Raw genomic sequence first — 26260 nt, 5'->3', positions numbered from 1 at the left:
TGATTGATTATCCCATCAAATGATCGCTAACCAATGTAATGCGCCTAAATCGATCGATATCAAAGTTTACATCCTCAACATCTCTACATAGTGCACAAAAACCACACTGAGCGTGAAGCACTTTGCAAAAAAAGTCACCCGCCATCTCACTTCATTCTGTTCCTCTCTAAATCAGTATATTTTGTAGAACTAATAAAAGGCTTTTAAAGCCAACGATAACTCTAACAAGGCCTTCAAGATGATTACACTCAAAATAGACGGCAAGTCTTTGTCGGTTAATAGTGAAAGGAATCTTCTACAAGCTGCACAGGAAGCAGGCATTATTATACCTAGCTTATGTGATTCGAACTCTACAGATAACCAACACAAACAAGACTGTAATCTGTGTGTTGTTGATATTAAAAACAACGATGGCAGTTGTCGCAAAGCTAAGGCTTGTAAAACCCTTGTCACCAACAACATGCAAGTCACCACCCAGACCGCTGAATTAAGTGAACTTCGCCGTGAAGCATTAACGCATATTTTGTCTGATCATTTTGCTGACTGTGAAGCGCCCTGTCAGCAAGCCTGTCCTGCTGGTGTTGATATACAAAGTTACCTGCATCATATCGCCCAAGGTAACCACACCGAAGCGATCAAAGTGATTAAGCAAACCTTACCACTGCCTTTATCTATTGGCCGCGTGTGTCCTGCATTTTGTGAAACAGAATGTCGCCGAGGTTTAGTGGATGAGCCCGTTGCTATTCGTCAATTAAAGCGCCACGCTGCAGATTTAGATTTGGCTGACGAAAATAGTTATCAACTTGAGCGTAAGCCGGATACGGGTAAAAAGGTCGCCATTATTGGCAGCGGTCCAGCGGGGTTAAGCGCAGGGTATTTTTTAGCAAACCAAGGCCATGAAGTCCGCATTATTGAATCCATGCCCCAAGCTGGCGGCTGGCTGCGTTACGGTATTCCTGAGTACCGTTTACCTAAAGATATTCTTGATAAAGAAATTGCCTTATTAACCGCTAATGGGTTAACGATTTCAACCAATACCCGTCTTGGTGAAGATGTTCATTTAAAGCAATTAACTGATGATTATGATGCGGTTTGTTTAGCCATTGGCGCACAAAAAGCTGTGGCAATGAACTACCCAGGTAGCGATCTTAACGGTTGTTATTTAGGCGTGGATTATTTACGAGATTACTGCACTGAAAAGACCTACTCAATCGGTAAAAAAGTGGCCGTCATTGGCGGTGGCAATACCGCGATTGATTGCGCCCGCACCGCGGTGCGCGCAGGGCATGATGTCACGTTAATTTACCGTCGTACTCGCGACGCAATGCCAGCAGAGCCATATGAAGTTCATGAGGCTGAAGTTGAGGGGGTTAAGTTCCATTTTTTAACCAACCCCGTCGAAAACATCAGTGACAGTAACGGCCAAGTCAGTGCCATAAAATTAGCCAAGATGGCATTAGGTGAACCAGACTCATCAGGAAGATGCAGTCCAAAAGCAACGGGGGAAGAGTTCACTGAAGCCTTTGATACCGTGATTGCTGCGGTATCACAAACACCAGATATGAGCTTTTTAGAACACCCAGATAGTTTCTTAACCAGTGGCGATATTGCATTAAGCCGCTGGAATACCTTTATTGGCTGTGAACACACTATGTCTGCGGGCGTTGATAAACTGTTTGTGATTGGTGATTCCCGCACTGGCCCCGCTACTGCCGTCGCCGCGATTGGCGATGGACGTAAAGCAGCTGTTGCCATTGATAAGCTATTGAATCAAGGCCTAAGCTGCGAGCTGACACCTCAGCAATTCAATGCAACTAAAGCATCTAAAACCGCCTCTTTGTCGGCAGCGCTTTTTCCTGAAACTCCAACCCAAGCACGCTACAAAATGGCAGAGCTAACAGCCATTGAGCGCGAGCTTAACTTTCATGAAGTTGAACAAGGCTTTGAACATTCAGAAGCAATGAAGGAAGCCGCACGTTGTTTAGAGTGTGCTTGTCAGGCTAATACTGATTGTAAATTACGTGATTACGCCACTGAGTATCATGTGGATGCCAAAGCGCTGGATACCACCAGCATGCAACAATTTGCGGTAGACAAAACCAGTCCATTTATTCAATTTGATGCTAACCGCTGCATAAGCTGCGGCAAGTGTGTCGATGCATGTGACCAGCAAAGTGGCCACAATGCTATTCGATTTGAAAAAGACAGCTTTCAAGCCCTGCCAGTATCCAGTACTAACGAAACTACCCAACGCCAAGCACCAAGAGTCGGATTCAGCGTGAGCATGGCCGACAGTGATTGCGTGCAATGTGGTAACTGCGTACAAGTTTGCCCAACAGGTGCGCTAGTCGATTCGCGTGATAAACGACAAGGCAGTACTGAGCAAGTTGAAACGACATCAACCATATGTACTTATTGTGGTGTCGGTTGTCGTATTAACGTTAGCGTATCGCCATCGACTGGCAAAATTTGCCACGTTGAAGGCAATAACGATTCAGACGTCAACGAAGGCATGTTGTGTGTTAAAGGCCGCTTTGGTTATGACTTTATTCAAAGTGAGCAGCGCTTAACCACCCCGTTGATGCGCAAACATGGTGAGTTAATTCCATGTACATGGGATGAAGCCATCGACACCATTGCAGATAAACTCAGCCAAGTAAAAGCCAATAAAGGTGGCGATGCCATTGCTACTTTAGCGTCGGCAAAAGCGACCAATGAAGATAACTATTTATTGCAAAAGTTTGTCCGCAGTGTGTTAGGCACCAATAACGTCGATCATTGTGCCCGCTTATGCCATGCCAGTACGGTATCGGCGCTGCAGCAAAGTTTAGGTAGCGGCGCGATGACAGGGGATATCCCAGGGATCAAAGATTCTGATTTGATCTTTATTTTGGGCTCCGACACTTGTAATGCTCACCCAATCATTGCATCAAAAATCAAACAAGCGATTCGCCATCATGGTGCTCGTTTGTTGGTGGCAGACCCTAAACGGGTATCAATTGCTGATGAAGCCGAGCTGTATGTGGCTCAAAAGCCGGGCACCGATGTGGCATTAATTAACGCCATTATGGCCGAGATAATCCGTAATAATTGGCATGATACCGACTATATTGCCACGCACACGGAAGGCTTTGATACGGTAATGACTACAGTTCTACAAGCTGAATATAGCTTAGAAAATGCGGCAAAAGTGTCTGGTATCAGTGCTGATAATATAGCCAAAATGGCAAGAATGATTGGCACTGCCGATAAAACGGCTATCTATTACGCCATGGGCATCACCCAACATACCTCTGGCCATGACAATGTGACTGCGATTGCTAACCTACAAATGCTTTGTGGCAATCTAGGGAAATCTGGCGCAGGTATTAATCCACTGCGTGGTCAAAGTAATGTGCAAGGTGCCTGTGACATGGGTGCATTACCGCAGTATTACACTGGATACCAAAAAGTCGATAACCCAGTAGTTCAGGCTAAGTTTGAGCAGTATTGGAACACCACACTGTCAGCAAATGTGGGCTTAACCGCTACTGAGGTGATGCATGCTATCAGCCACGATAAAGTCGATGCGCTTTATGTCATGGGTGAAAACCCTGTACTTAGCGATCCCGACCAAGCTCACGTACTTGAAGCTTTGGAGAAAATTCCATTGTTAATTGTGCAAGATATCTTTTTGACTGAAACCGCTCAAATGGCTGATATTGTCTTACCAGCAGCTTCATTTGCTGAAAAGCTCGGCCACTTTACTAATACCGAACGCCGTGTGCAGCGTTTGCAACCAGTACTAAAACCACCTGGGCAAGCTAAACAAGATTGGAAAATCATTCACGCTATCGCCAACAAAATGGGCGCAAATTGGGATTATGCTAACGAGCAAGCCATTACAGATGAGATAAACCAAGTTACGCCGCAGTATCAAGGCATCACTTGGGACAGGCTCAACAATGATGCACAAGGCAAACCTAGCAAAGGCATTCAATGGCCATGTGTGAATGAGCAAGATGCGGGCACTTCAGTGCTGCATCTAGCTGGCCCAATTAAAGGCAAAGGTTTATTTACTGCCATTGAGCATCGGAGTCCAGCGGAGCCTACCGATGAAGAGTATCCATTGATATTATCGACGGGTCGCTTGTTGGAGCAATTCCATACCGGCACCTTAAGTCGTAAAACCCAAGGTTTAGACACATTAGGTTCACCGCGAGTCATGATTTCGGTGTTTGATGCAGAACAATTGGGCGTTAAAAATGGTGATACTTTGAAACTATCAACTCGTCGCGGCGAAATTGAAATTAGCGCTTTTATCACTAAACGTGCCCAAGCTGGCGTATTGTTTTTACCGTTCCATTTTGCAGAAGCCGCCGCCAATAAATTAACCATTAATGCCATTGACCCTGTGGCAAAAATACCTGAATTTAAGGTGTGCGCAGTGAAAGCAGAATTAGTGTCCAAGCCCAAAATCGATAGTGTTATAAGCATGGAAAGCACTGAACATGCTCAGATGGAACTTGCTTAACTCATGACGTATTAAGCTAAAGGAAACAAAAAAGGCAGCGATTACGCTGCCTTTTTTGAATGCGTTGTTAACAGCCAATCCATAGTTTTTTGATTATAGTATCGCCATTAGAGAAAACTTATCAGTGCTCCTGTTAGTGCGAAACCTAGCACTAACAACACGATATTAGGTTTGGCAATTTTAAGTACCGCAAAGCCAATTAACACTATCGCCATATCAATGGGTTCGACGACTGCTGAGGTAAATACTGGATTATAAAGTGCTGCTAACAGTAATCCTACGACAGCGGCATTCACGCCAGCAATCGCACCAGAAATGGCTGGGCGCTCACTAATTGCATGCCAACTTTTTAATCCCACCAACATTAATAAAAAGCCAGGAATGAAAATAGCTAACGTCGCGACAATAGCACCTAATATAGGTTGCTCTAGCCATAGGTCAGCACCTAAAAATGTCGCCAAAGTGAACATCGGCCCTGGTACCGCTTGTGCTAAAGCATAACCCGTCAAGAAGCGATCTGAACTCACCATTTCGCCGACATTGGCTTCAAGTAGCGGCAGTACCACGTGACCACCACCAAAAACTAAACTACCCACTTGATAAAACTGGGCAAAAATTTGTCCTAAAGTGCCGGTATGATTAATAAAGTAAAAGCTTGCTAGTAAACCCAATATAAATACGCTCAGCCAAGCGTAGTTCAACTTAATCGGTGTGTTTTCTGGGGTAATATTTTCGCCTTTGGTCAGCACCACTAAACCAATGATGGCTGCAACTAACAACACCAGGATTTGGGTTAATAACGAGGGAAATAAGAGAATGCTTGCCGCTGTAGCGACCATTAACATGCGTGCGGTTTTGCGTTGACAAAATTGACCGAACATCCCAAGTGTTGCATCAGCAACTACCACTACAGCCAGTAATTTCAGGCCATGAATAACCCCGCCAATGACTTGGGATTCAAGCCAATGAGCACTGGTAACTGCCAGCAAAAATAATAAACAAAAGGAAGGTAAAGTAAAACCAACAAAAGCGGCAATCGCGCCAGCAAGGCCGCCGCGATGATAGCCAATAGCAAAACCTACCTGGCTTGATCCTGGTCCGGGCATAAATTGGCTTAAGGCCACTAAACTGCCATAGCGCTTATCATCCAGCCAGTTCAGCTCTTTAACAAAGGTTTGCCTGAAGTAACCTATATGGGCTGCTGGGCCACCAAAACTGATTAAACCTAATGCTAAAAAACGGGTGAAAATTTGCCACATAATCAAACTACTTCCAATTCCATTTATATAAGGATTGTGCTCAAGTCAATATTGAAATTAATGGGTATGATAATTTAGAGTATATGACAGTTTAATTTAACTTTTATGACAGAAGTGTAAATTAGTTTAACCTTGTAAATGTTTTAACGCTTTTTCGCTTAACTGCTTTAATTGACGCAGTTCGTCGCTATTACCGCCCACTTTACAACGCATTAATTCGGGGATGTCTTTAGCTTGTTCATGCAAGGCTTGACCTTCATCAGTAAGGTGCAACACTCTAACCCGTTCGTCTTCTTTATTGCGATCACGGATCACTAAGCCTTTAAGTTCCAAACGTTTTAAGAGTGGTGTTAACGTACCTGAGTCTAAATGCAGTTTCTCACCAAGAATCTTGACACTAATACCAGACTCTTTCCAAAGTACCATCATCACCAAATATTGTGGATAGGTCAGTGAAAGCTTATCCAGTAACGGACGATATGCCCGAATAAGTGCGTTGGTAGCACTATACATGGCAAAACACACTTGGTTTTCTAGTGCTAAGGGATCAATATCGTGGCTCATGATCGCTCCTTAATTTTTAAGTTGTTTAACTTATATGATGTTATCTTACTCTTAGTATATTTTAATTGCGCGCAAGGTAATACCCATTTTAGGAAAAATTAGTAAAATACACTTCAGAGTTTTAATGGAGGGTCGATAACAAAATAAGCTATCTACATGTCGTATTGAATAGCCATAATTTAATAAGTGAGCCCCCATGTCTTTATCTGTTAATGCACCATCATCAATGCCAACTAATATCGATTCAGGCAGCAGTTTAAAAGTCGCTGTTATGGCTAAAAATCAGCAAAAGATCGAAGGGCAAATGGCAATGCAATTAATCGAAGCTACTCAGCCTCAGCCGCAACCTGTTGGAAATGCAGGGCATATCATTAGTACCAAAGCATAAATTTAGTATCAATAACTAGCGCTTAAAAACTGTACTAATTAAATCTGAATACGCTATGATTTGTTCTATAAGAGATTTAGAACAGGATGTTATAAACGATGCGTATTCAGACCTCGCTATTCACTTCACTCACTTTTTGTAGTGCCTTATTCTCTTTTTCAGTATTTGCCTCTGGCACCATATCCCCTGCGTTTGATTGTCAAAAAGCTCAAGGACAAGTCGAATTATTAATTTGCAAAGACGATCAATTAGCGAAGTTAGATGTGCAGTTATCTAAAACTTACCGAAAAGCGATCAATCAAATAGGTAACGATGAGCTAGCAAATTTTAAAGCATTTCAAAGAGGCTGGATTAAAGGGCGTAACGATTGTTGGAAAGCCACAGATATTAAACAATGTGTGCAATCATCTTATGAAACTCGATTAACTGAGTTACAAATTGCTGCTGCTGAATTTGAAGTACCTGAACCCATTCAGTATGAATGCGGCTTGAAAGCTAATGATACTCTTACAAAAATCACCGCTTATTTTTATAATGACACAACCCTACCCGCAGCCATGCTAACCATATCGCCCACCTCAAATTATATTAAAGCCACTAATTTAGCATTGTTAACTCGCACAGCATCAGGCGCTAAATACCAAGGACAAAACTTCAGTTTTTGGACTCATCAAGGTGAAGCTATTTTTAGCCAATTTGAGCAAGCAGATTTAAGCTGCAAAATACACTAGTCATAATTACAGTAGCCATAAATAAAATGCCGACTGCTTAAACAAAAAACCATGTCATTCGACATGGTTTTCTATAGTGTGTAATAAGATCAAACTAAAACATGATTAGTTTAAAATGGTATATCCGCGATTCGCCATGCAGTTACGAACAACCATTTCTTTTTCTGCTTTGTAATTTGCTTCGTTCGCTCGTCTGTCACGAGAACCACCTAATAATCCTGATGCAACCCCAACGCCAGCACCAATTTTAGCGCCATCAGAGCCACTTCCACCAGCAATTGCAGTACCAGCTGCGCCAACTGCAGCACCTTTTGCAGCGCTACTCACTACGCCACGAGAGCTGGTATTTTTTTGTACTTGTTGGGACATTTCAGTGCATTGATGCTCGTCATAAACAAAATCTTTATCATCAACGCCCGTTTTATCATAAATGATATTTGCGCTTGCAGAGAAAGCAAAAAAGGTAAGTGAAATCAGTAGTAATTTTTTCATTTGAATGCCTCAAGCGGAAATTAAATATATCGCATTGCCTGTTCGAGAAACGCCACAATGCTTGTACTAAATTTTATCCTACCTCAAGCTTAGCGTAAAAACGGAATATCGCTTTTCACTAATGGAATAAAGCAACGTTTTTCAAATGAAAACGCCCACAAAAAAGAGCAGCGATTAGGCTGCTCTTTTATAACGTGAAACTGTGATGGCTAACAACTCATTAGCTGAGTTTGCTGCTTTCATAGGTGTGACACATTTGTTGTGCTTGCTCTTCATCATATTCACGTAAACCGCTCAGAACTAATGTTTTCATTCCCGTACCGATAACCTTGCCTTCGCTTTTTAAGGCGAACTTTAAGGTGACATCACCACGTTTACCATTAATGTCCATATGCTGTTCTATTAGCTCTAAGTTCATTTCAGTGAAATCAAACGTATCTAAATGAAATGACATACTTTCGTAAATGACTAAAGGCCGTGTTGGGTTAATCATCATGCCGTACTCTTTCATCATCGGCACTAAGACATGAATAAAGTTAAGCCCAGAAAAAGCCACATAACTTTTTATAAACGCTGCGGTTTGAACATCGCATTGGCATACTTCACCTTGACGCTCAATGTGAAGGTATTCTTTACCTTTGGTATCGCAAATACTGAATTGTTCGCCAGCTTGCTTGTCTAGGGTTAGCTCTACGCCATCACCTACCATTCCTGCGAATTTAAACTGCATATTTTGGCTTAAGCCAAGCTCGGTTAACACTAAGGCAAATAACAAATCACCTGGAACACAAAAACGTTTCGCACCGACATTATGAATAGGGTTAAAGTCTTCAGCGACGAGTTTTGCAAAATCACTCGCTTGTTGGGCTGAAATAAACACGCTCTGATCTTGCTTGGCATAATAAGGTGACAAAAACATATACATCCATTCTTTTATCGTGAAAGAAATCCCTCTCTCGATGAGCTGGGCTTTTTATGGCATAGAGTGTACTAGAAAAAACCAAAAACACTCAGCCGATGACTACAATATACACAAGCTTATGAAAAGCATAAAACTATTCTGCATCTGATGCTTTTTTAGGCTTAACAATCCGGCTTAATTGACCAAACGCGTGTTTGAAAGGGTTAATATAAATCCCCATTAACGTGTCATGGCCCGGTTGACCTGAAACACCAATGGTTAAGCTTTTAACACTAGATGCTTTAATTAAACTGCCATAAAGTTTGTCCCATAGCGATAATGCAGAGCCGAGATTAGTATCACGGTGCTCTTTTGCAATAGAATGATGGATTTGATGCTGGGCTGGGCTGATAAACCAGTTTTCAATCTTATCCCCCCAAGACAGCCAAATGTGACTATGACGTAAATTTGAACCAAACACATTAAATAAAAACACAAATACATTAGCGCCCAGCACATCAAACATTTTCAAATTTGGGCCAAATAAGTAATAACCAATGCCTACAGCAATCCCTTGGGTTAATGCCATCCGACAGGCATACAAATAACTTTCAACGGGGTGAGTGCGGTAAATAGTAAAAGGAGTCATCACAGAGGCCGAGTGATGCACTTTATGAAACTCCCATAAAAATGGGATTTTATGGAGTGCTAGATGTAATAAAAAACGGGTTAAATCATCAAGAATAAACAATAAAATCGTAAATACAGTGATGATAATTGTCAGGTTTTGCGTTAATGGTTCAATAGGCGTAAACAACAACTCTAAAAAATAACTTAACCCTAATGCAATAGGGACCATAGTGAATAATAGCGGTGCAAATAAAATAGCTTTTATCAGCTTATTACACACTAAAAGTAAGTAATCATGTTGAGCTGAGCGAGATAAGTAAATGGCTTTGGGAAACAAGAACCGACCAAAGCCAATCACTGATTTAGGTGTTTTCATTCGCCAGTAAACAGGGATAGCCAGCAAAATTGCACCAACAAGGTACAGCCCAAAAATGCGCTTATTTGCATCTAATGGATACCCTATTAACTCCACAAAATTATTCGATAAAAACTCTACCACTGACATACAAACCTCAAGTTCGAAACCACTTATTGCTCACGATTCATTTTTAATCCATCGTGAGCAATACATTATCGAATAAAGCTTAAAAACGATACTGATAACCGATTTGAAATTGCTGTGGTTTGCTCGGTCTTGCGCCATAAGGTCTACGGCTAACAATCTCTTGAGTATCAAATACGTTATCCGCTTTGACATACACTAGGCCATATTCATTAAAGTTATAGCTTGCAGACATGTCGACCACTGTTAACGCTTCAGTTTTACTGCCAGAAAGCACCACACCTTCCCCTGACGCTTCCAACATTTCACCAATGTAGCGGACAATCATATTAACGTCCCACTGATTGCTCACTAAGCCTAAATTCAATGAAACTTGATTCTCGGGTAGATAAGGTAATTCATCACCTGCTTCAATTTCGCCCCACATATCAAAGCCTGAACTAAAGCTCGTTTTGAATTCTGACTCGGTATAGGTATAAGAAACTGAAATAGGAAACTCTAAGCTATCATTAATATTAAACGCGTAGCCTGAAGTTAGCTCCAAACCAATGACATCAACTTCGCCGCCATTAAATTCAGTATCATCATCGCTACCACAACTTGAGAACTGACAACCTTCTTTAAGGTTACTAATATCATTGAAAAAGCCGATAACCTCTAAGTTAAAGTTACCGTCATGATAACGGCCACCTAACTCATAATTAACGCTGCTTTCGGTCTCAATTGACGGATCTTGTTTTGGGCTGGTAGGTAAAAAGCCCTCATGCACACCAAATAATAATCCCGCCTCATCTGACAAGGCATAGAATAAACTTAAACTCGGTAACCAAATACTGGTCTCTTTATTTAAGTAGTCTTCCTCTGCACCTGGGGCACGATTTTGATATTCCGCATCAATAAACTCACCACGAACACCCGCAGTAATATCTAATGCATTGATGCTAATGGTATCTTGGAAATAGATTGAAATGGCATCTGTGCTTTCTCTATCAGTGGTCGACGCTTTAGTTGGCTCGCCGTCAGTCACTAGATTTGCACTGCGCATTAGATAATCATCAGTGGTGTGATCGCGCTCGATTTGATCTTGATGGAAGCGTGCCCCAACCTCAAAGTGGTTGTTATAGCCCAGAAAATCCATATTCCAGTTCAAATCAGCCTGAATACCTTGGGTAAAATAAGTTCGATCGTTATTACCTAAGGTCATTTTTTCATATTCAGCAACGCTATCTTCTTGTCCTGTTAATATTTGATAAAAGCGTTGGTTGGTCTCGTCTTTATCTGGATCGGCTAAAATCTCTTGTAAACTACGATTAACTAAACCACCTTTAAAGCCATTGACCTTATACCATGCACGTTCAAAGTCATTGCGATACACACGTGTGGTCAACTCAAAATGTTCATTGGTGACAAAGTGGTTTAACTGGAACTGGGTATGAGTCCAATCCATGTTATCCAATTGGCTCGCCACATATCGTCTATTGGGGTTAGCAGCAAAGTCGTCATCGCTTAAACCTAGGTAGGTTTCATCTGAGGTTTCGTTAGCATAAGCCAGTTTTAACTCGAACACTTGATCGACTGTATCGCCATCAAGGTTGTAGCGTAATTTAGCCATGACATCATTTTTTTCAAATCCAGTATCACCGCCGCCATCAAGTTCTTTAAAACCGTCGGCCTCCATGTGAATGCCTTCAATTAAAAAACCAAAGTTATCAATAGTATCGCCATAGTAACCGTGAGCTTTCATCAAGCCATCGGTTCCTGTAGATACATCAATTAATCCTTCAGCATCTTGCGGTACAGCGCGTGTCACCATGTTGAGGGAACCCGCAACGGTATTAGGGCCATATTTAATCGCAGCTGGACCTTTAAATACTTCAATAGCGGTCATTTTTGCCGTCATAGGAAAGTAATAAGCTGAAGCCGCAGAATATGGTGCAGGGCCGATAAGCACCCCATCTTCCATAATGTTAATTTTTTTACTACGTTCAGGTGTCGCACCACGAAAACCAATATTTGGTCGTAGACCATAACCGTCTTCTTCACGAATATTGACCCCTGGCACGCTATATAACACCCGGTTAATATCATCAAACTTGAATTGCTCTAGCGCTAACTCATCAATTAACGTCGCTGAACCTGTGGCTTTATTTAAGCTTTGGTCGCGGCCGATAATTTGCATTTGTTCCATATAGCTATCGTTGCTAGTGGCCTTTTCTTCATCTTCAGCAGCAATAACGCTGTAACTAACCAAAGAAGATTGTATCGCCAACACTAACGCCAGCTTTTTAGTCATTAATAAACGGTTCATTAATCGTTATCTCCAGCTGATGTTTGTGGTAACTCTAAAGCTAAGGTATTGATAAAATCTGATTTAAGCGTATCGGTGACAGCCTTAACATCCGAATGAGTATCAATAACTTGCTGTTCATCGGCTGTTAATGTTTCAGCTAGGCTGAGCTGATAAGCTTGCGCATTGGCGATTGCGGCATCAATGCTTTGGGTAATCAAGGTTGCAGTAGCTGCATCGCTTTCATCGACTAAGTAATCATCAAAACCCAAACCATCTTCGCCTTCATACAGAGCTTTGAGAGCAATGAGATTATTGGCAATATTTTCTATGGAGTAAGCTGATAAAGGGGATTCAACATCTTGCGGACAAACACTGGTACCACAAGTATTGGCAAAGTATCCAAGTGGCGTTGCTATCTTGCCGTCCTTGGTGACACTGTCGATATAAAATAATGCATCGCTGAGCTTATTCACGGCTTCATGAACCGTCGCAAAGCTACTACCCGTTTCACCAGCGGATTTTAACGTGGCTGCATAGCCATCATCACCACTCCACTCAGTGACTAATACGTTTGCATTCACATTGATATCGCGAGCAACTTCTGCGGCAAATTCACAACGGGCAAGTCGACGAGACTCATCGGTGCGGTTATCCCAACCTTCAGGAGTGACACTTCCTGTGCAACTATGCTCTAGACTTGGGTTATACAATAAATACTCTAGTGCTATCATGCCTTTTCGAGCAGGTGTACGCGCTGAAATATCGTAAGGCACGCCATTAATATCGTTATCTTCATAAGAAACGACATCTAAATCGACACCACAACGACTCATCACTGGCCAAGAATATATTTTGTTTCTTAATGCGCCATCATCATTTACTAGCGGCCCTATTTGCATCATCTCAACGCGCTGCCATTGGTCCATTGCAGAGCGCCAACCTTGTTGAGCAGTTTCAGTGGCGGCTTGCAACCCTGCAGCGTCAACCGAACCTTGTTGATTACCTAACTCAGCAACACAAAGCGCTTCGATTTGATTTGCCTGGGTTAAGCTTTTCGCAGCAAATTGCTGGAAAGTCGGCGTTATAACGCCATCAACGATATTAGTAATTAATGCGCGCTGATCAAAATCTGAAGAAGTATCACCATTATTGCCGTAATCGGCACCAGCATCACTGCTTGTGCTTTCATTACAACCCACTAAAAATGTCGCACTAATGGCTAAAAATAATGCTGAAAATGAATGCTGTGGTTTCATAAAATTCCCTTACTCTAAAAACGACAAAAGCTCGGCGTTTTTCAACGCCAAGCTTTTTTACCTCTATGAGGTCATATCACAATAGGATTTACCAGTTAGCAACGTTATCTGCATCAAGAGAATAACTTGCTTGTAAAATGTCACGGGCCGCTTCTAAATCAGCAATATAGCCATCAACATCACCGGTTAATTCTGGCTCCATACCAAATAAATCATGCATGGTTTCAAAATCTTCATCACTGATTACGCCGTACTCACTGTACTGTAAACCTAGTGCAAAGCCCTTCATTTCAGAATAGTGCTTTGATAAGTCATCGTAATTGAAATCAGCGCTGTCACCACCTGTTGCTAGTGGCTCTAAATCTGCTGAAACATCATTGATATAATGAATAACAGTAGCAACGATAGCATTTTCCCAAGCTTTAACACCTGCCATTGCATGGGTTTCAAGCTCTGTCATTTGAGCATCAGTTAATGCGCTACCAACATTGTCATTAATGATTTTACGACCAGCAATAAAGGCTTCCATTGCTTGCATAGTGTAATCAGTAGGCATAGCGTTATCTGCTGTTCCTAAATCACGTTTTGCAGCATTTACAGATTGGCCAAAGTTATACTCTGAACGTAAATCAATTTTACCGTCGCCATCTGTATCTTGAGAACCATTCCAGTCAGCACGACCTTCATCATCAGTTACTTTACCGGCAATTTCTACATCGCTGTATTCAAGGTAGTTACGTGCTGCACCAAAGTAACCAAAACCTTCATCAAATTGATGCTCAAGGTTGGTATAAGCTGCGCCATCTTTTGCAGGGTTAATATTGTCTGTTGTTAAACCTTTACCTTCAGTATCTGCACCAAAGTAATCATCAGCAGCTTGAGAGTATGTGATAGACATAAGTAGGAACTTTTGAATTAACTGTGCTAAATCAACACCGTTTTCATCAAGGTATACTTTTGTGATGTCATTCCCCAATACATCTTGGCGAACTTCACCATTGATTTTAGCCACTGCGTTATCTGCTAAACGATCAAATAATGTGTCGATTAATGCAGAAGGTGTTGTTGAGCCTTTCGCGCCCCAACCAGCAAATGCACCATTGTTCCAATCTTCGTGTTGTCCACCTGTATCATTACCTGCAACTTTACCCGTTAAGTTTTTATAACCAGTGATATCCGATAGTAAACCGTCTTTAGAATTATCGAAGAAAGTAATTGGTAAATCAGGGTATTGCGTTTCTTCATCAGGGTTAAAGAAGTAGTTTAGTTTGGCTAATACTTCATCTTTAGTCGCTAATTCGTTGTCATCAATTTCAGCTTCTAATGTAGAAGAAATATACTGGTTTAATTCTGCAATTAAAATGTGACGTGCTGTTTGACCAGTGTATGAAACACTTGATTCGCCATCATTCAGTTTACTGTCGAAAGTATAACGATCCATGATGTCGTTAACTGTCACAGTAAGATCTTTACTGAAGGTTTCACCAGCAGCATCGGTAGCTGTAACGGTTAATGTGAATTCTGTCGTTTCAGCAGAATCAGCATCTAACGTTACGTCATCCATCAATTTTAGCGTTGTACCATCAATAACAAACTGATCACTGGTTAATGTGAAAGTATGTGAATCACCAGAGTCACTGTCAGTAGCTGTTAGCGTACCAACAGTCGCACCCGCCATGTTTTCATCAACGGTAGCATTAGAAAGAGAGATATCAGTCGGTGCTGCGTTTGTTGGTTCAGTAGTACCTGTATCAGAAGAATCTGAATCTGAACCGCCACATGCGGTAAGTAAGCCTAATGAAAGCGCGATAGTCGTCGCTAAAACTGTTTTATTAAGTTGCATATTATTCCCTTGATACAAAAGCTACCGGCTCAAAGCCAAGATGTTAACAATTCATTACGTAAATAATAATGAAATGATAATGATAATTCATCTTATTCGCAATATTTTTTAAGCATAATCTAAATTAAATATTTCTAAGCCACAAAAAGCTAAGTGGATGAATTAAAAACAAATTAACCATATTTTTACTAAGGGAATTGGGCTGCAGCTGAAGATCAATAGGAAGTAAGCTGACTTAAACTATAAAAATCATAAACATAACACTTACAATGTAAACGTCATTGAGGAAAGTAAAATGTACTAATAGCCAATTTAATGATGCAATTGGCTGATAAGATCAAAAAAGGACAACCCATTTGCAGAGTTGTCCTATTTACTTATTGATTCAAAAAATTGTTAATTAAATTGTTTAATTAATAATCTTTTGCCACCAAGAACGTTCTTCACCGCAGTTATCAACCGGCTGATAACTATCTACTCTGGCGGGTAAAGCCACAACGTTATCGCAATCAGATTGTTTAGCGACGCCCGTTGCTCGATCAAAATAACCTTGTGTTATGCCATTTGCAGGTGTCATACGCAGTCCTAATGGCGGTCGCTGCTTCAGGAAGGCCTGATAAACGGCCATCGCCCCACTTGAACCATAAAGTCCGGTTTTAGAGTTATCATCTTGGCCAACCCAAATAGCCGCTACATTTCGTTCATCAAAGCCTGCAAACCATGAATCTCGGCTATCGTTACTGGTACCTGTTTTACCAGCTAAATCCACATTCGGGAATGCTTGACCTAAGCGTTTCGCCGTACCATTTTTAACCACTTGATTCATGGCATATTGCACAAGGTAGTCGGTTGCGGGCTCCATGCCTTGGGTGGCACTTTCTCGGCTCACTTTTAACGGCTGGTTATTGGTATCTAACACAGCGGTAATGGATGTCAGTGGACGGTATCGGCCATTATTAGCAATGGTTTGATATGCTTGTGCCACCATATAAGGCGAGCCATTAATCGCACCAAGTAGCATAGATGGATAACGCGGTATTGCTTCGCTCCACCCCGCGCTGGTCATAGTTTTGGCAACATTATCAACCCCAACTTCAATACCAACATTCACTGTGGGTACATTCATTGAGTTTTTAAACGCGGTTAACAGTGGCACTTCGTCTCTGAAGGTTCTATCCACATTTTGTGGCGACCACGTTTTACCCTGACCATTTTGTAAGGTAATCGGTTTATCTGCCACTGGGGAGGCTAAGTTGTATTTACTGCCTTGCTGCAGCGCTGTCACATATACAAACGGCTTCACTAATGAACCAATCGGCCGACGAATTTCTACTGCACGGTTAAAGCCATCAAAGCTGGGTACTCTGTCGCCTACCATGGCAGCAATGCCATCAGTGTACTTATCTGTCACTACCATGCCGACTTGCACATTCTTAGCGCGTTCATCTAAGGTTTTCATGGTTGAAACCACGGCTTTTTCAGCAGCATCTTGCGCCATCGGATCAAGCGTGGTGTAAACCTTCACCCCTGATTGTTGCAATAAACTGTCACCATAGCGGCGACGTAATTCATTTTTCACCACGGCAAAAAACGCTGGTAACTTCTGATGTACCGATTTATTAAAGTCACGTAAACCGATTGGTGATTCAACAGCTGCTTTATATTGCTCAACCGTCAGCTTGTCGTCCTCCATCAATAAACGGAGCACTAAGTCGCGACGATTTTGCGCTCGCTCTGGCGAACGCCAAGGGTTGTAATAAGAAGGCCCTTTAATCGCGGCAATCAAAAATGCTTGTTGAGATACGGTTAATTCAGCAATTGGACGACCGAAATAGAACTGCGATGCCAGCCCCATACCATGTACGCCACGAGACTTGTCTTGTCCCATGTAAACTTCATTTAAATAAGCTTCGAGGATTTCGTCTTTGCTGTAGCGAAAATCAATAATGATTGCCATTAATGCTTCACGAATTTTACGGACAATTGATCGCTCACTGGTTAAGAAAAAATTTTTCGCCAACTGCTGAGTAAGGGTTGAGCCACCTTGTACAGTGCGCCCTGCGGTAATATTAACAATAGCGGCGCGGGCAATTGCAAATGGATTGACGCCGTGATGTTCATAGAAGCTGCGGTCTTCCACTAATATCAAAGCATCAACAATGGCTTGGGGCATTTCTTCAGTAGGGACAAATAATCTATCTTCACCGCCAGAGGCCAGTATCCTGTCTAACAATACGGGTTCTAGATGAAACACTGCCATTTGGCGTTTGTCAGACATACGCTGCACTGAAGACACACCTTGGCTATCAAATGAAATCATCACGCGCTGGGCTACTTGATCACCTTCAGGATGTAAAAACGGACGACGCCATAATTCAATCTTAGTGCTCGATGCCGAGAACTCGCCCACTTGTCTTGGATTGGCCACTTTTCGATAACCAAGCAGTTTAAGCTCAGACATTAACTGTGGATGGTTAATGGCAGCACCTGGATAAATAGCCATTGAGCGACTAAATACCTGTGCAGGTAAATGCCACTTCTGCCCTTCGAATTTTCGGGCAATAATCTGATCGAGATAAATACCGTATGAACAAACAATCACTAAACCAATTAAGGCCAGTTTCCAAAAAAATGACCAAAAGGTCTTCCACTTAGAATGAGATTTCTGTTTGGCATTAACGCGTTTGACACCTGATTTTTTTGCTGGCGATTTTTTCGTAGTCGCCTTTTTTGCGGGTGCTTTTTTTGCCGTTGGCTTTTTTTTATTTTCAGTCATATGTCACGTAATTCTATTCGTCTTGGCTATTACTGTAAGCCTGGCGTTTTCTTTTTAGTAAATTTAGTCGGGGTAGTGTTAGCCGGGTCGTCAGGCCACAAATGTCGAGGGTATCGGCCTCGCATTTCTTTTTTCACTTCTATATAAGGCCCTTGCCAAAAGCTTGCTAAGTCGGCTGTAACAGCTATGGGACGCTGGGCTGGAGAAAGTAACTCCATTGTGACCACCAGCTTACCATGAAGTAACAATGGGCTTTGTGATAAACCCAGAGCCTCTTGCAGTCTTACCCGCAATAATGCGCGGCCTTGAATCGCAGACTCTGTTGTTTCATAGCTATGTTCATTCACTTTCTCAACAACTGGTGACTCAATTTGATAATTGATCGGGGCCGCTGTTCCAGTCGCCATTTTCCAATGTGTTGGCAACAGTTCATTTAAGCTTTGCTGCTGCGACCAAGTTAATAAATTTTTAACGTGGCTCAATATATCCAGTTTTTGTAATTTAGCAATCGAATTAACCTCAGTTAAATACGGCGCTAACCACTCAGATAAATTCGCGAGTAAATCTTCACTGTCTAAAGACGGCCAGTCATATTCTGGCGCAAACTGCTGCGCAAGTTTTAGGCGGTATTGTAGCTGATAAAAACGCTCATCAAGGTTAAGAATACTTAACCCTTTTTGTTGAATATGACTTATTAAAGCTTGTACGATAAGCGCTGAATCAACGTTAGTTTCGCGAACTTTGCTAACAATAAGATCTCCAATTTTTTGTTGTTTCTCAGCAAAAAATCGTCCCTTATTTTCGTCCCATTCACACACTTTGTGCTCTGTGATTAAAAATCCTAAATCTTGGTTTATATGATCAGGGTGAATCGCCGCAGCTAAATAAACCCGTCCAGCATTCCGACCTTGAGACTCTTGAAAGTCAGCCACTACCAGCCAGTCATGGGTCGACATATTATCTTCGACATCAATGGTAACACCAGTCCCATTACTCAACTGAAATCCTTGCTTACCACGTGCTTTGGCAATTCGGTCAGGAAATGCCAACGCTAGTAAACTACTGATATCGCGACTGGCTGCATCACGGGCAATTTGTTTTATATCATCTGAAACAGCTAATATTTTCTGCCATTTTCTGACTTGGCTAGCCATCAACCCTTGAGTAGCCATACTGATGTAATAGCTAATATCGACGCCTTTTCTTGGTAATCCTCTCGCTTCTAATACTGCTGCTAATAAACACGCTAACGACACCAAATCAGCTTGCTGCTGAGTATTAGCAAGCACTTTAGATTGCAGTAACATGTGTGCTAAACGTGGGTGACAGCCAAGCTCATAGGCGGCTTTACCTTGTGCTGTAATTTTATTGCTAAGGTCAACAAGTTTAAGCTGCGATAATAACCGCCAAGCCACTTGCTGATGAATAGCTGGTGGAGAGGTCAATAAAGGCAAGTTTTCGATATTGCCCTCACCCCAATAGGCGCAGTCGAGCGCCATAGAAGTTAATTCACTTAAACTAATTTCAGGTGACTCGGTTTTCGCTAAACGACTTTGCTCTTCTTGCCCCCACAGCCTTACACAACAACCTGGCGCTAAGCGCCCTGCACGACCTGCTCGCTGAATAGAAGATGCTTGGCTAATACGCTTCAGTGATAAACGACTCACGCCTGTACGAGGATTAAAACTGGCTTCTCGTTTATATCCACTGTCGACCACAATAGTAATGCCATCGATGGTCAAACTCGATTCAGCAACATTGGTAGCAATTACAATTTTTCTTTTACCAATAGGTGCTGCAGCAATCGCTTTATCTTGCTCTGCTGGGGGTAAATCTCCATAAAGCGGACATAAGATAAATTGCTGACTATCGAGTTTTTGACTTAAGATCCGCTGCAGTTTATTGATTTCACCTTTACCAGGTAAAAAGGCTAATACCGAGCCTTGTTGGTATTGCTCAGGAACTGCCGTTGAATCACTACTGACGCAATCAATAATGACACTGGCTAAATATTCTAACCATTGCTGCTGTCCTGGTACTGGGCGGTATACTTTTTCAACCTCAAAGCTTCGCCCTTCGCTAACAAGCATTGCCGCATTCGGCATTAATTGTTGTAGGGGTAATCCAGAAAGCGTTGCTGACATGGCAATCAACGTTAAATCATCACGCAATGACTCTTGTACTTCTAACGCCAATGCCAAACCTAAGTCTGTGGGTAAATGACGTTCGTGGATTTCATCAAAAATGATCATTTCGATACCTGTTAACTCGGGATCTTGTTGGATCATTCTTGTCAAAATGCCTTCAGTGACAATTTCTAAGCGTGTATTTGCACTTACTTTAGTTTCACCACGCACCCGATAACCGACACTGCCGCCAACCTTTTCGCCTATTGATGAGGCAATAAACTGCGCTACGCTACGAGCAGCAACACGTCGAGGTTCTAACATCAGGATTTTGCCGTTGATTTGCGGCCATTGCAGCATCGCCATAGGCAAAGCTGTGGATTTACCTGCACCAGTGGGTGCTTCGAGGATAATTTGACTATGGTCGCTTAATGCTTGCTGTAATGGTGCAAACAAAGCTTGGATAGGTAGTGAACTCAAAAGAATTACTTTAACAACGGATGATACCGCTCAGTTTACGCATATTCGAATATTGATGCTATCTCACAAGTAGAGATAGCATTGCTAAATGAAGCAGCCGAAACTAATTTATTAGCCAGGGTGTTCGAACGCCAGAAGCCAACTCAATCAAACGTGCTGGCTTGCCTATCGCGTAACCTTGACCATAATCCACCCCCAATTCGCGCAGTAACTGTCCAATGGCTTCACTTTCAACAAACTCACCAATGACTTCAAAGTCCATATCTTTACCTAGCTGGCAAATAGCAGATACAATCGCTTTATCACTGCGATCATCACAAACATTCACCACAAATTGACCATCAATTTTAACGTAATCTACATCTAAACATTTAAGATAAGCAAAGCTTGAAAAACCAGAACCAAAGTCATCGAGAGCCAGTTTACAACCAAGAGGTTTAAGTAAATCAATTAGTGCAGTCGCTTGTTCAAGCTGGCTCACTGCTGCTGTTTCAGTAATTTCAAAACACAGTTTTGAAACTAAATCAGGCTCAACCATCAAGCGCATTTCCAGCCAGCTCATAAATTTACTATCAGATAGTGATAACGCAGATAAATTTACCGATACCATCGAAAGTTGTTCCCATATTTCAATGTGGCGAGCGCCCCACTTTAATAGGTTATCGATGACCCAGCGATCGATACGTGAAGCAAGGTTATAGCGCTCTGCTGCAGGTAAAAAGACACCAGGAGAAACATACCGACCATCTTCTTGCACCATGCGCAGTAAAATTTCCATATGAATACCAGATTCATCTGACGACAATGGCTCAATGAGTTGATAAAACAGCTCAAACTGATTTAACGCTAGTGCAGAAATGATATCCACTGACGCTAACATTTGATTATATAACTGGTGCATCTGCGGATCATTTTTACTATAAAAATGCCAACGATTGCGACCGTCTTCTTTTGCTATTCGACATGCAGCATCTGCTTGACTCATAACACTATAAATATCTTCTGTACGAGAATTAAGTTCTGATAACCCCATGCTAATACTGACATTATGAGTAATCTCACCCCAAGTGAATTCATGTTGCGATAACTGCTGACAAATACGCTTAGCAACTTGCTCCGCCGATTCCTTATCGGCATGAAACATCAGAATGCCAAATTCGTCCCCACCTAACCTTGCGACAATATCACCCGTTCGCAATAACAAGCTTAAACGTTTAGATACCTGACACAGGAGCTCATCACCTGCTTTATGACCGCTGACATCGTTAATCACTTGAAACTGATCTAAATCGAGAAAAGCAACACATGCAGGTAAACGATCTTGAGTATCAATCACCTCTTCTAACATAGCTTCAAACTGTACTCGATTTGGCAAGCCAGTTAGAGGGTCATAGTTTGATTGAAAAGATAATTCATCCGCTAAACGATATCGCTCTGATATATCTTCAACCATCATCAATAAGTGCTGTTCAATATCTAGTGCACGGCAAAAACTCATTTTATACCAATGCTTTGTCCCGCTGATAACCAATGGAATTTCACACCATGACTGGTGCAATGCACCTTCTCGAACGATATGCAGACAATCTTCAAGTAACAAATGATCATCTGAATTGATTATTGAGAATAAACTCTCGTTTAGGCGCAGCGGTAAGTTGTGAATGGCAACTTGGTTTTGTTTACTGACATTGTCATCTTTATCAATTAGTGCACAGGCTACAGGAAGCTGTTGAAATAACTCTAAGTATTGAATTTCTTTATTATTTAATAGCTCAGAAACCCGAGTCAATTCCGCGTGAGAACACACCTTTAACGTACTTTCATTACCTTTATGAAACGTATCTGTGTTTGCCCTTTCTGCGGTGTTAAGGTCATCTGTTTTATGCTGATAAGAGATTAAACATAAACGGCTATTACCAATCACGACGCAATGATTAATGTGTAACACAATAGGTTTAGTTAACCCACTACACAGTCCACTCAGCTCATTGGTTAATAACTCGGAAAAGCCTTTTTGTTCAGTCTCAGTAGAGACGATGCTAGGAAATAAACCTGAATTTTGATTTAGTAGTAATTGTTCACAAAGGATGGGAAATGAAACTAGCGCTAAACCAAGCATTTCTGCCTGTTGGCTATTAGATTCATACACTTTTAATGCATTCGCTTGAGCAACAAAGTCACTGGTAATGTGCTCAGAGATTTGCGATAAAATAACCACCACACCGTCGCAGTTAAGTTGTTGCTGTAAATGTTCGATCTCTGCTGTCACTTGCTCAGAAGATAGCAAGCTACTTAATTCAGCAGACTGTTTACTGACCCATATCGATTCCAATTCGCTATCAATCATTCACTAACTCATTATTTAATGACAATTTAACTCACTTACTCTGTAGAAAGGTTCTCAGAAGTTAAGCTCTCAGAAGCTAAAGTATTCAGCAAAATACTCATGTTCAGTGGCAAACTTACTTCCCTTAAAGTTAACCACATTTTTAATCCATATAAGTAATATTAGATTAAAAATGGCAACCTACCCGATTATCTTTAACTAAAGTTTCCTGTAAATTAACCTAGATAATAACCCTTTGCGATACAATTCAATTAAGAACGATTTATAAGGTGATTTAATGTCCAAAAATGATAGTAAACGCACTTTTATTGGATTTCCCTTAACAGTCAAGAATCAGCAAGGGTTAATCGATGTACAACAGCAATTAGCAGCGACAATCAATCCGTCAGCAAAACCAGTGCAAATGGCTAATTTACACATAACAGCCGCATTTTTAGGACAAACCAGTCAAATTGATATGCAAAAAATCGATTCTCTTATCTCTTCAATGTCATTCAAGCGTTCCAGTCAAGTCCTTGAAAGTATCGCTTATTGGTCGAATGCCAAGGTAGTGTGTATAGAAGGGAAAGCCAATGATGAGTTAGCCCATATAGCTGTGAAATTAGCCGAGATTTCTCGAAAGCTTAATTTATATCAAAGCCAACATGCTTATCGACCTCATATTAGCTTATTTCGCCAAGTAAGCTCTCCCCCCTTCGAACATCAACCAACAAGTGACCTTTTAAACACAAGCAAACCCATCATGACAACCGAGTTTAGCCCTTTCATCATAGACATCGATGAACTTATTTTATTTGAATCACAAACCACAGCTGCTGGAGTTAACTATATTCCCATGAAAAACTGGCCTTTGATTTAGTAAAAAATCTTCAGCCACAAAAAAGCCGCATTAAGCGGCTTTTTGAATAATACAGCGACATTCTATTGCACAGTAGTACTGTTACTTATTCAGTATCGCTGCAATTGTCAGTACACCATGACCCGTAGCACCAGCACTCCATAAAGAGTTAGCAGATGATGCATAAGCACCTGCTAAATCCATATGCAACCAGTTAACGTCTGGACGAACAAAACGCCATAAGAAACCAGCAGCATTTGAAGCACCACCAGCTCCACCACCTTTCATTGCACGGCTATTGGCTGTGTCAGCAAAAGGAGATGGACACATATCTTTGTGCCAAGCATCTAATGGTAACGGCCACACATTTTCAGCCACTGTTGCCGCTTGTTGCTGCGCAAGCTGCAAGGTTTCCATTTGAGGAGAGAAAATAGCATTGTAGTTAGTACCTACTGCCATTACTGCAGCGCCAGTTAATGTTGCCGCATCAATAATCAGCTCAGCACCAGTATCAGATGCAGCCTGTAAACCATCAGCAAGCACTAGGCGCCCTTCAGCATCAGTGTTAACCACTTCTACGGTCACACCATTCTTATAAGTTAAAATGTCACCTAACTTATATGCATGCCCACTAATAAGATTCTCAGCACAGCATAAGAAAAGTTTCACGCGTTTATTAAGGCCTGCTTTCATTGCAAGGCCTAATGCAGCTGTTACTGTTGCCGCACCGCCCATATCACACTTCATATCAAGCATGCCTTCAGATGGCTTAATGCTGTAGCCGCCAGAATCAAAGGTGATACCTTTACCCACTAAGGCGGTTGATACCTCGGCATCTGCATCTAATGGATTGAAATCAAGCACCAACATAGCAGGCGGACGTTCACTGCCACGGCCTACAGCATGTAACCCAATCCACTGGGCTTCTAGTAACTCTTGGCCTTCAATGATTTCATAACTGACCTTGTCACCACCGATTGCTTTTAACCATTTAGCTGCATGGTTAGCCAAAATCACTGGCGATAACTCTTCTGGCGTTTCATTAACTAGCATACGCGCAAAACTTGCCGACTCAGAACGATGAGTCAGGGTCGTTTGAGTGTCATTATCGCCACACCAAATTACTTCAAACGCACCTTTAGCTGTGGTAAAACCTTGTGAAAAAGCCCATTGTGAATCTATGTTCCAAAGTGAACCTTCTAGCTGAACCTTATCCACCCCTTGGCTACGAATTTTTCTCGCGGCCATTTGTACCTGACGTAATTCATCAGAACCAGATAAGTGAATTAATGCTTTGCTACCTTGATAAGTAACATCTGCTTTACCCCAAAGGCTCTGTGGCGCTTCTTGTGTTAGGGTAACGGTCATTATTTCCATTATGATTTCCTTGTTGTTCTTGCATTGTAACTTTTGTTTCTAATGGGCTAAGTGTACTGTAATTCGATAATGAAACGTGACAAAAACCAATATAGTTATCAATAAAAAGTGTAAACACTATTTTTCGGAGAAAACTTTTTCATGGACTTTACCCCAGCGCTGCAACAGGGAACCTTGATTAAACGCTATAAACGTTTTTTAGCTGATGTCAGACTTGATGACGGATCAGAAATAACCATTCATTGCCCGAATACGGGCTCAATGAAAAACTGCTTATTCCCAGGTGAAAAGGTATGGTTTTCGACCTCTGATAACCCTAAACGAAAATACCCAAACACTTGGGAAATAGCACAAACCACAGAGCAACACCTTATTGGGATCAACACAGGTAGAGCTAACGCACTAGCAGAAGAAGCCATAAAAGCAGGAGTGATAACTGAGTTAGCTGGTTACTCAAGCATTAAGCGAGAGGTTAAATACGGTGACGAAAATAGCCGCATAGATATACTGTTAAGCGAGGACAATCGACCTTTATGCTATGTGGAAATCAAAAGCTGTACATTATTAGAGCAAACAGTAGGCTATTTCCCCGATTCAGTCACAACAAGGGGTCAAAAGCATTTGCGCGAGCTAATGCATATGGTTAGTCTAGGTCATAGAGCAGTATTGCTGTTTGTTGTTCAGCATACTGGTATCAATATCGTGCAAGCGGCAGAGCATATCGATCCGCAATATGCATTATTACTAAAACAAGCGGTAAATAGCGGCGTAGAAGTTTTAGCTTATCAAACTGAATTATCGGCTATCTCAAGTACCCTGACCCGTTCATGCAAAGTAATTGTTTAGTTCAAAAAAGATAAAATTACTAATCAAATAATTTGCCACGCTATAGAGTTTCTGCTATAGATAGCGGCCATAAATTTTACGACGCACATAAATCGCTAATT

General features: G+C 41.6%; 17 protein-coding genes. 5 read left to right on the top strand and 12 right to left on the bottom strand.

The window, feature by feature from the left end:
• Positions 1 to 238: 238 nt before the first annotated feature.
• Positions 239 to 4513 carry a formate dehydrogenase subunit alpha gene (fdhF, locus tag QPX86_RS03290; protein WP_285164162.1) on the top strand — a complete coding sequence of 1425 codons (4275 nt, stop codon included), beginning with the start codon at positions 239 to 241 and terminating at the stop codon, positions 4511 to 4513.
• A gap of 107 nt (positions 4514 to 4620) precedes the next feature.
• Here the strand turns inward: fdhF and chrA are convergent, their stop codons facing one another.
• Both chrA and QPX86_RS03280 read right to left on the bottom strand, forming a co-directional pair.
• Entirely contained in the window at positions 4621 to 5772 is a 1152-nt protein-coding gene (gene chrA / locus QPX86_RS03285) for a chromate efflux transporter (protein ID WP_285164160.1), read from the bottom strand.
• A gap of 126 nt (positions 5773 to 5898) precedes the next feature.
• A complete protein-coding gene (locus QPX86_RS03280) occupies positions 5899 to 6336 on the bottom strand; it encodes a MarR family winged helix-turn-helix transcriptional regulator (protein ID WP_285164157.1) in 438 nt (145 codons plus the stop codon).
• Positions 6337 to 6532: 196 nt separating this feature from the next.
• Between QPX86_RS03280 and QPX86_RS03275 the strand changes: the two genes are divergently transcribed.
• Both QPX86_RS03275 and QPX86_RS03270 read left to right on the top strand, forming a co-directional pair.
• Entirely contained in the window at positions 6533 to 6724 is a 192-nt protein-coding gene (locus QPX86_RS03275) for a cytoplasmic protein (protein WP_285164156.1), read from the top strand.
• Between the two features lie 98 nt (positions 6725 to 6822).
• On the top strand, positions 6823 to 7455 hold the full coding sequence (locus QPX86_RS03270) for a lysozyme inhibitor LprI family protein (protein ID WP_285164154.1): 633 nt from the start codon (positions 6823 to 6825) through the stop codon (positions 7453 to 7455).
• Positions 7456 to 7560: 105 nt separating this feature from the next.
• On the opposite strand, the gene QPX86_RS03265 is transcribed toward QPX86_RS03270, so the two are convergent.
• The 9 genes from QPX86_RS03265 to QPX86_RS03225 form a co-directional block, all read right to left on the bottom strand.
• A complete protein-coding gene (locus QPX86_RS03265) occupies positions 7561 to 7947 on the bottom strand; it encodes a glycine zipper family protein (RefSeq protein ID WP_220752275.1) in 387 nt (128 codons plus the stop codon).
• A 220-nt stretch (positions 7948 to 8167) separates the two neighbouring features.
• Complete coding sequence (locus tag QPX86_RS03260) at positions 8168 to 8866, bottom strand: DUF3581 domain-containing protein (protein ID WP_220752274.1); 699 nt, start codon at positions 8864 to 8866, stop codon at positions 8168 to 8170.
• Positions 8867 to 9002: 136 nt separating this feature from the next.
• Positions 9003 to 9977 (bottom strand): sterol desaturase family protein, encoded by a 975-nt coding sequence (locus QPX86_RS03255; RefSeq protein WP_285165129.1) that lies wholly within the window; start codon positions 9975 to 9977, stop codon positions 9003 to 9005.
• Between the two features lie 85 nt (positions 9978 to 10062).
• Positions 10063 to 12288, bottom strand: a complete 2226-nt coding sequence (locus QPX86_RS03250; protein ID WP_285164152.1) for a TonB-dependent receptor family protein — start codon at positions 12286 to 12288, stop codon at positions 10063 to 10065.
• The gene (locus QPX86_RS03245; RefSeq protein WP_285164150.1) at positions 12288 to 13526 is read right to left on the bottom strand and encodes an imelysin family protein; all 1239 of its coding nucleotides are present in this window, start codon (positions 13524 to 13526) and stop codon (positions 12288 to 12290) included. The genes QPX86_RS03250 and QPX86_RS03245 overlap by 1 nt, the downstream gene beginning before the upstream one ends.
• A gap of 88 nt (positions 13527 to 13614) precedes the next feature.
• Positions 13615 to 15369: a DUF4856 domain-containing protein gene (locus QPX86_RS03240; protein ID WP_220752270.1), complete on the bottom strand. Its 1755-nt coding sequence runs from the start codon at positions 15367 to 15369 to the stop codon at positions 13615 to 13617.
• Between the two features lie 409 nt (positions 15370 to 15778).
• Complete coding sequence (mrcB, locus tag QPX86_RS03235; protein WP_285164148.1) at positions 15779 to 18145, bottom strand: penicillin-binding protein 1B; 2367 nt, start codon at positions 18143 to 18145, stop codon at positions 15779 to 15781.
• Positions 18146 to 18174: 29 nt separating this feature from the next.
• Entirely contained in the window at positions 18175 to 20751 is a 2577-nt protein-coding gene (gene hrpB / locus QPX86_RS03230) for an ATP-dependent helicase HrpB (protein ID WP_285164146.1), read from the bottom strand.
• 103 nt (positions 20752 to 20854) lie between these two features.
• Positions 20855 to 23098: a putative bifunctional diguanylate cyclase/phosphodiesterase gene (locus tag QPX86_RS03225; RefSeq protein ID WP_285164145.1), complete on the bottom strand. Its 2244-nt coding sequence runs from the start codon at positions 23096 to 23098 to the stop codon at positions 20855 to 20857.
• Between the two features lie 277 nt (positions 23099 to 23375).
• On the opposite strand from QPX86_RS03225, the gene thpR reads away from it, so the two are divergent.
• Positions 23376 to 23957, top strand: a complete 582-nt coding sequence (gene thpR / locus QPX86_RS03220; RefSeq protein WP_285164144.1) for an RNA 2',3'-cyclic phosphodiesterase — start codon at positions 23376 to 23378, stop codon at positions 23955 to 23957.
• Positions 23958 to 24038: 81 nt separating this feature from the next.
• Here thpR and pepB read toward each other — a convergent pair whose 3' ends face one another.
• On the bottom strand, positions 24039 to 25313 hold the full coding sequence (gene pepB, locus QPX86_RS03215) for an aminopeptidase PepB (RefSeq protein ID WP_285164143.1): 1275 nt from the start codon (positions 25311 to 25313) through the stop codon (positions 24039 to 24041).
• A gap of 141 nt (positions 25314 to 25454) precedes the next feature.
• On the opposite strand from pepB, the gene sfsA reads away from it, so the two are divergent.
• Positions 25455 to 26159 carry a DNA/RNA nuclease SfsA gene (gene sfsA / locus QPX86_RS03210; RefSeq protein WP_285164141.1) on the top strand — a complete coding sequence of 235 codons (705 nt, stop codon included), beginning with the start codon at positions 25455 to 25457 and terminating at the stop codon, positions 26157 to 26159.
• The last annotated feature ends 101 nt before the right edge of the window (positions 26160 to 26260 follow it).

It is taken from the genome of Shewanella goraebulensis (genome assembly GCF_030252245.1).
GTDB classification, from domain to species: Bacteria; Pseudomonadota; Gammaproteobacteria; order Enterobacterales; family Shewanellaceae; genus Shewanella; species Shewanella goraebulensis.
The sequence above is the reverse complement of the archived record's forward strand: the minus strand, read 5'-3'. Positions and strand labels throughout refer to the sequence as shown.

Excerpts from the sequence above, each read along its gene's own strand:
- fdhF (WP_285164162.1), top strand. The coding sequence starts at position 239 with ATGATTACACTCAAAATAGACGGCAAGTCTTTGTCGGTTAATAGTGAA.
- chrA (WP_285164160.1), bottom strand. The coding sequence starts at position 5,772 with ATGTGGCAAATTTTCACCCGTTTTTTAGCATTAGGTTTAATCAGTTTT.
- QPX86_RS03280 (WP_285164157.1), bottom strand. The coding sequence starts at position 6,336 with ATGAGCCACGATATTGATCCCTTAGCACTAGAAAACCAAGTGTGTTTT.
- QPX86_RS03275 (WP_285164156.1), top strand. The coding sequence starts at position 6,533 with ATGTCTTTATCTGTTAATGCACCATCATCAATGCCAACTAATATCGAT.
- QPX86_RS03270 (WP_285164154.1), top strand. The coding sequence starts at position 6,823 with ATGCGTATTCAGACCTCGCTATTCACTTCACTCACTTTTTGTAGTGCC.
- QPX86_RS03265 (WP_220752275.1), bottom strand. The coding sequence starts at position 7,947 with ATGAAAAAATTACTACTGATTTCACTTACCTTTTTTGCTTTCTCTGCA.
- QPX86_RS03260 (WP_220752274.1), bottom strand. The coding sequence starts at position 8,866 with ATGTTTTTGTCACCTTATTATGCCAAGCAAGATCAGAGCGTGTTTATT.
- QPX86_RS03250 (WP_285164152.1), bottom strand. The coding sequence starts at position 12,288 with ATGAACCGTTTATTAATGACTAAAAAGCTGGCGTTAGTGTTGGCGATA.
- QPX86_RS03245 (WP_285164150.1), bottom strand. The coding sequence starts at position 13,526 with ATGAAACCACAGCATTCATTTTCAGCATTATTTTTAGCCATTAGTGCG.
- QPX86_RS03240 (WP_220752270.1), bottom strand. The coding sequence starts at position 15,369 with ATGCAACTTAATAAAACAGTTTTAGCGACGACTATCGCGCTTTCATTA.
- mrcB (WP_285164148.1), bottom strand. The coding sequence starts at position 18,145 with ATGACTGAAAATAAAAAAAAGCCAACGGCAAAAAAAGCACCCGCAAAA.
- QPX86_RS03225 (WP_285164145.1), bottom strand. The coding sequence starts at position 23,098 with ATGATTGATAGCGAATTGGAATCGATATGGGTCAGTAAACAGTCTGCT.
- thpR (WP_285164144.1), top strand. The coding sequence starts at position 23,376 with ATGTCCAAAAATGATAGTAAACGCACTTTTATTGGATTTCCCTTAACA.
- pepB (WP_285164143.1), bottom strand. The coding sequence starts at position 25,313 with ATGGAAATAATGACCGTTACCCTAACACAAGAAGCGCCACAGAGCCTT.
- sfsA (WP_285164141.1), top strand. The coding sequence starts at position 25,455 with ATGGACTTTACCCCAGCGCTGCAACAGGGAACCTTGATTAAACGCTAT.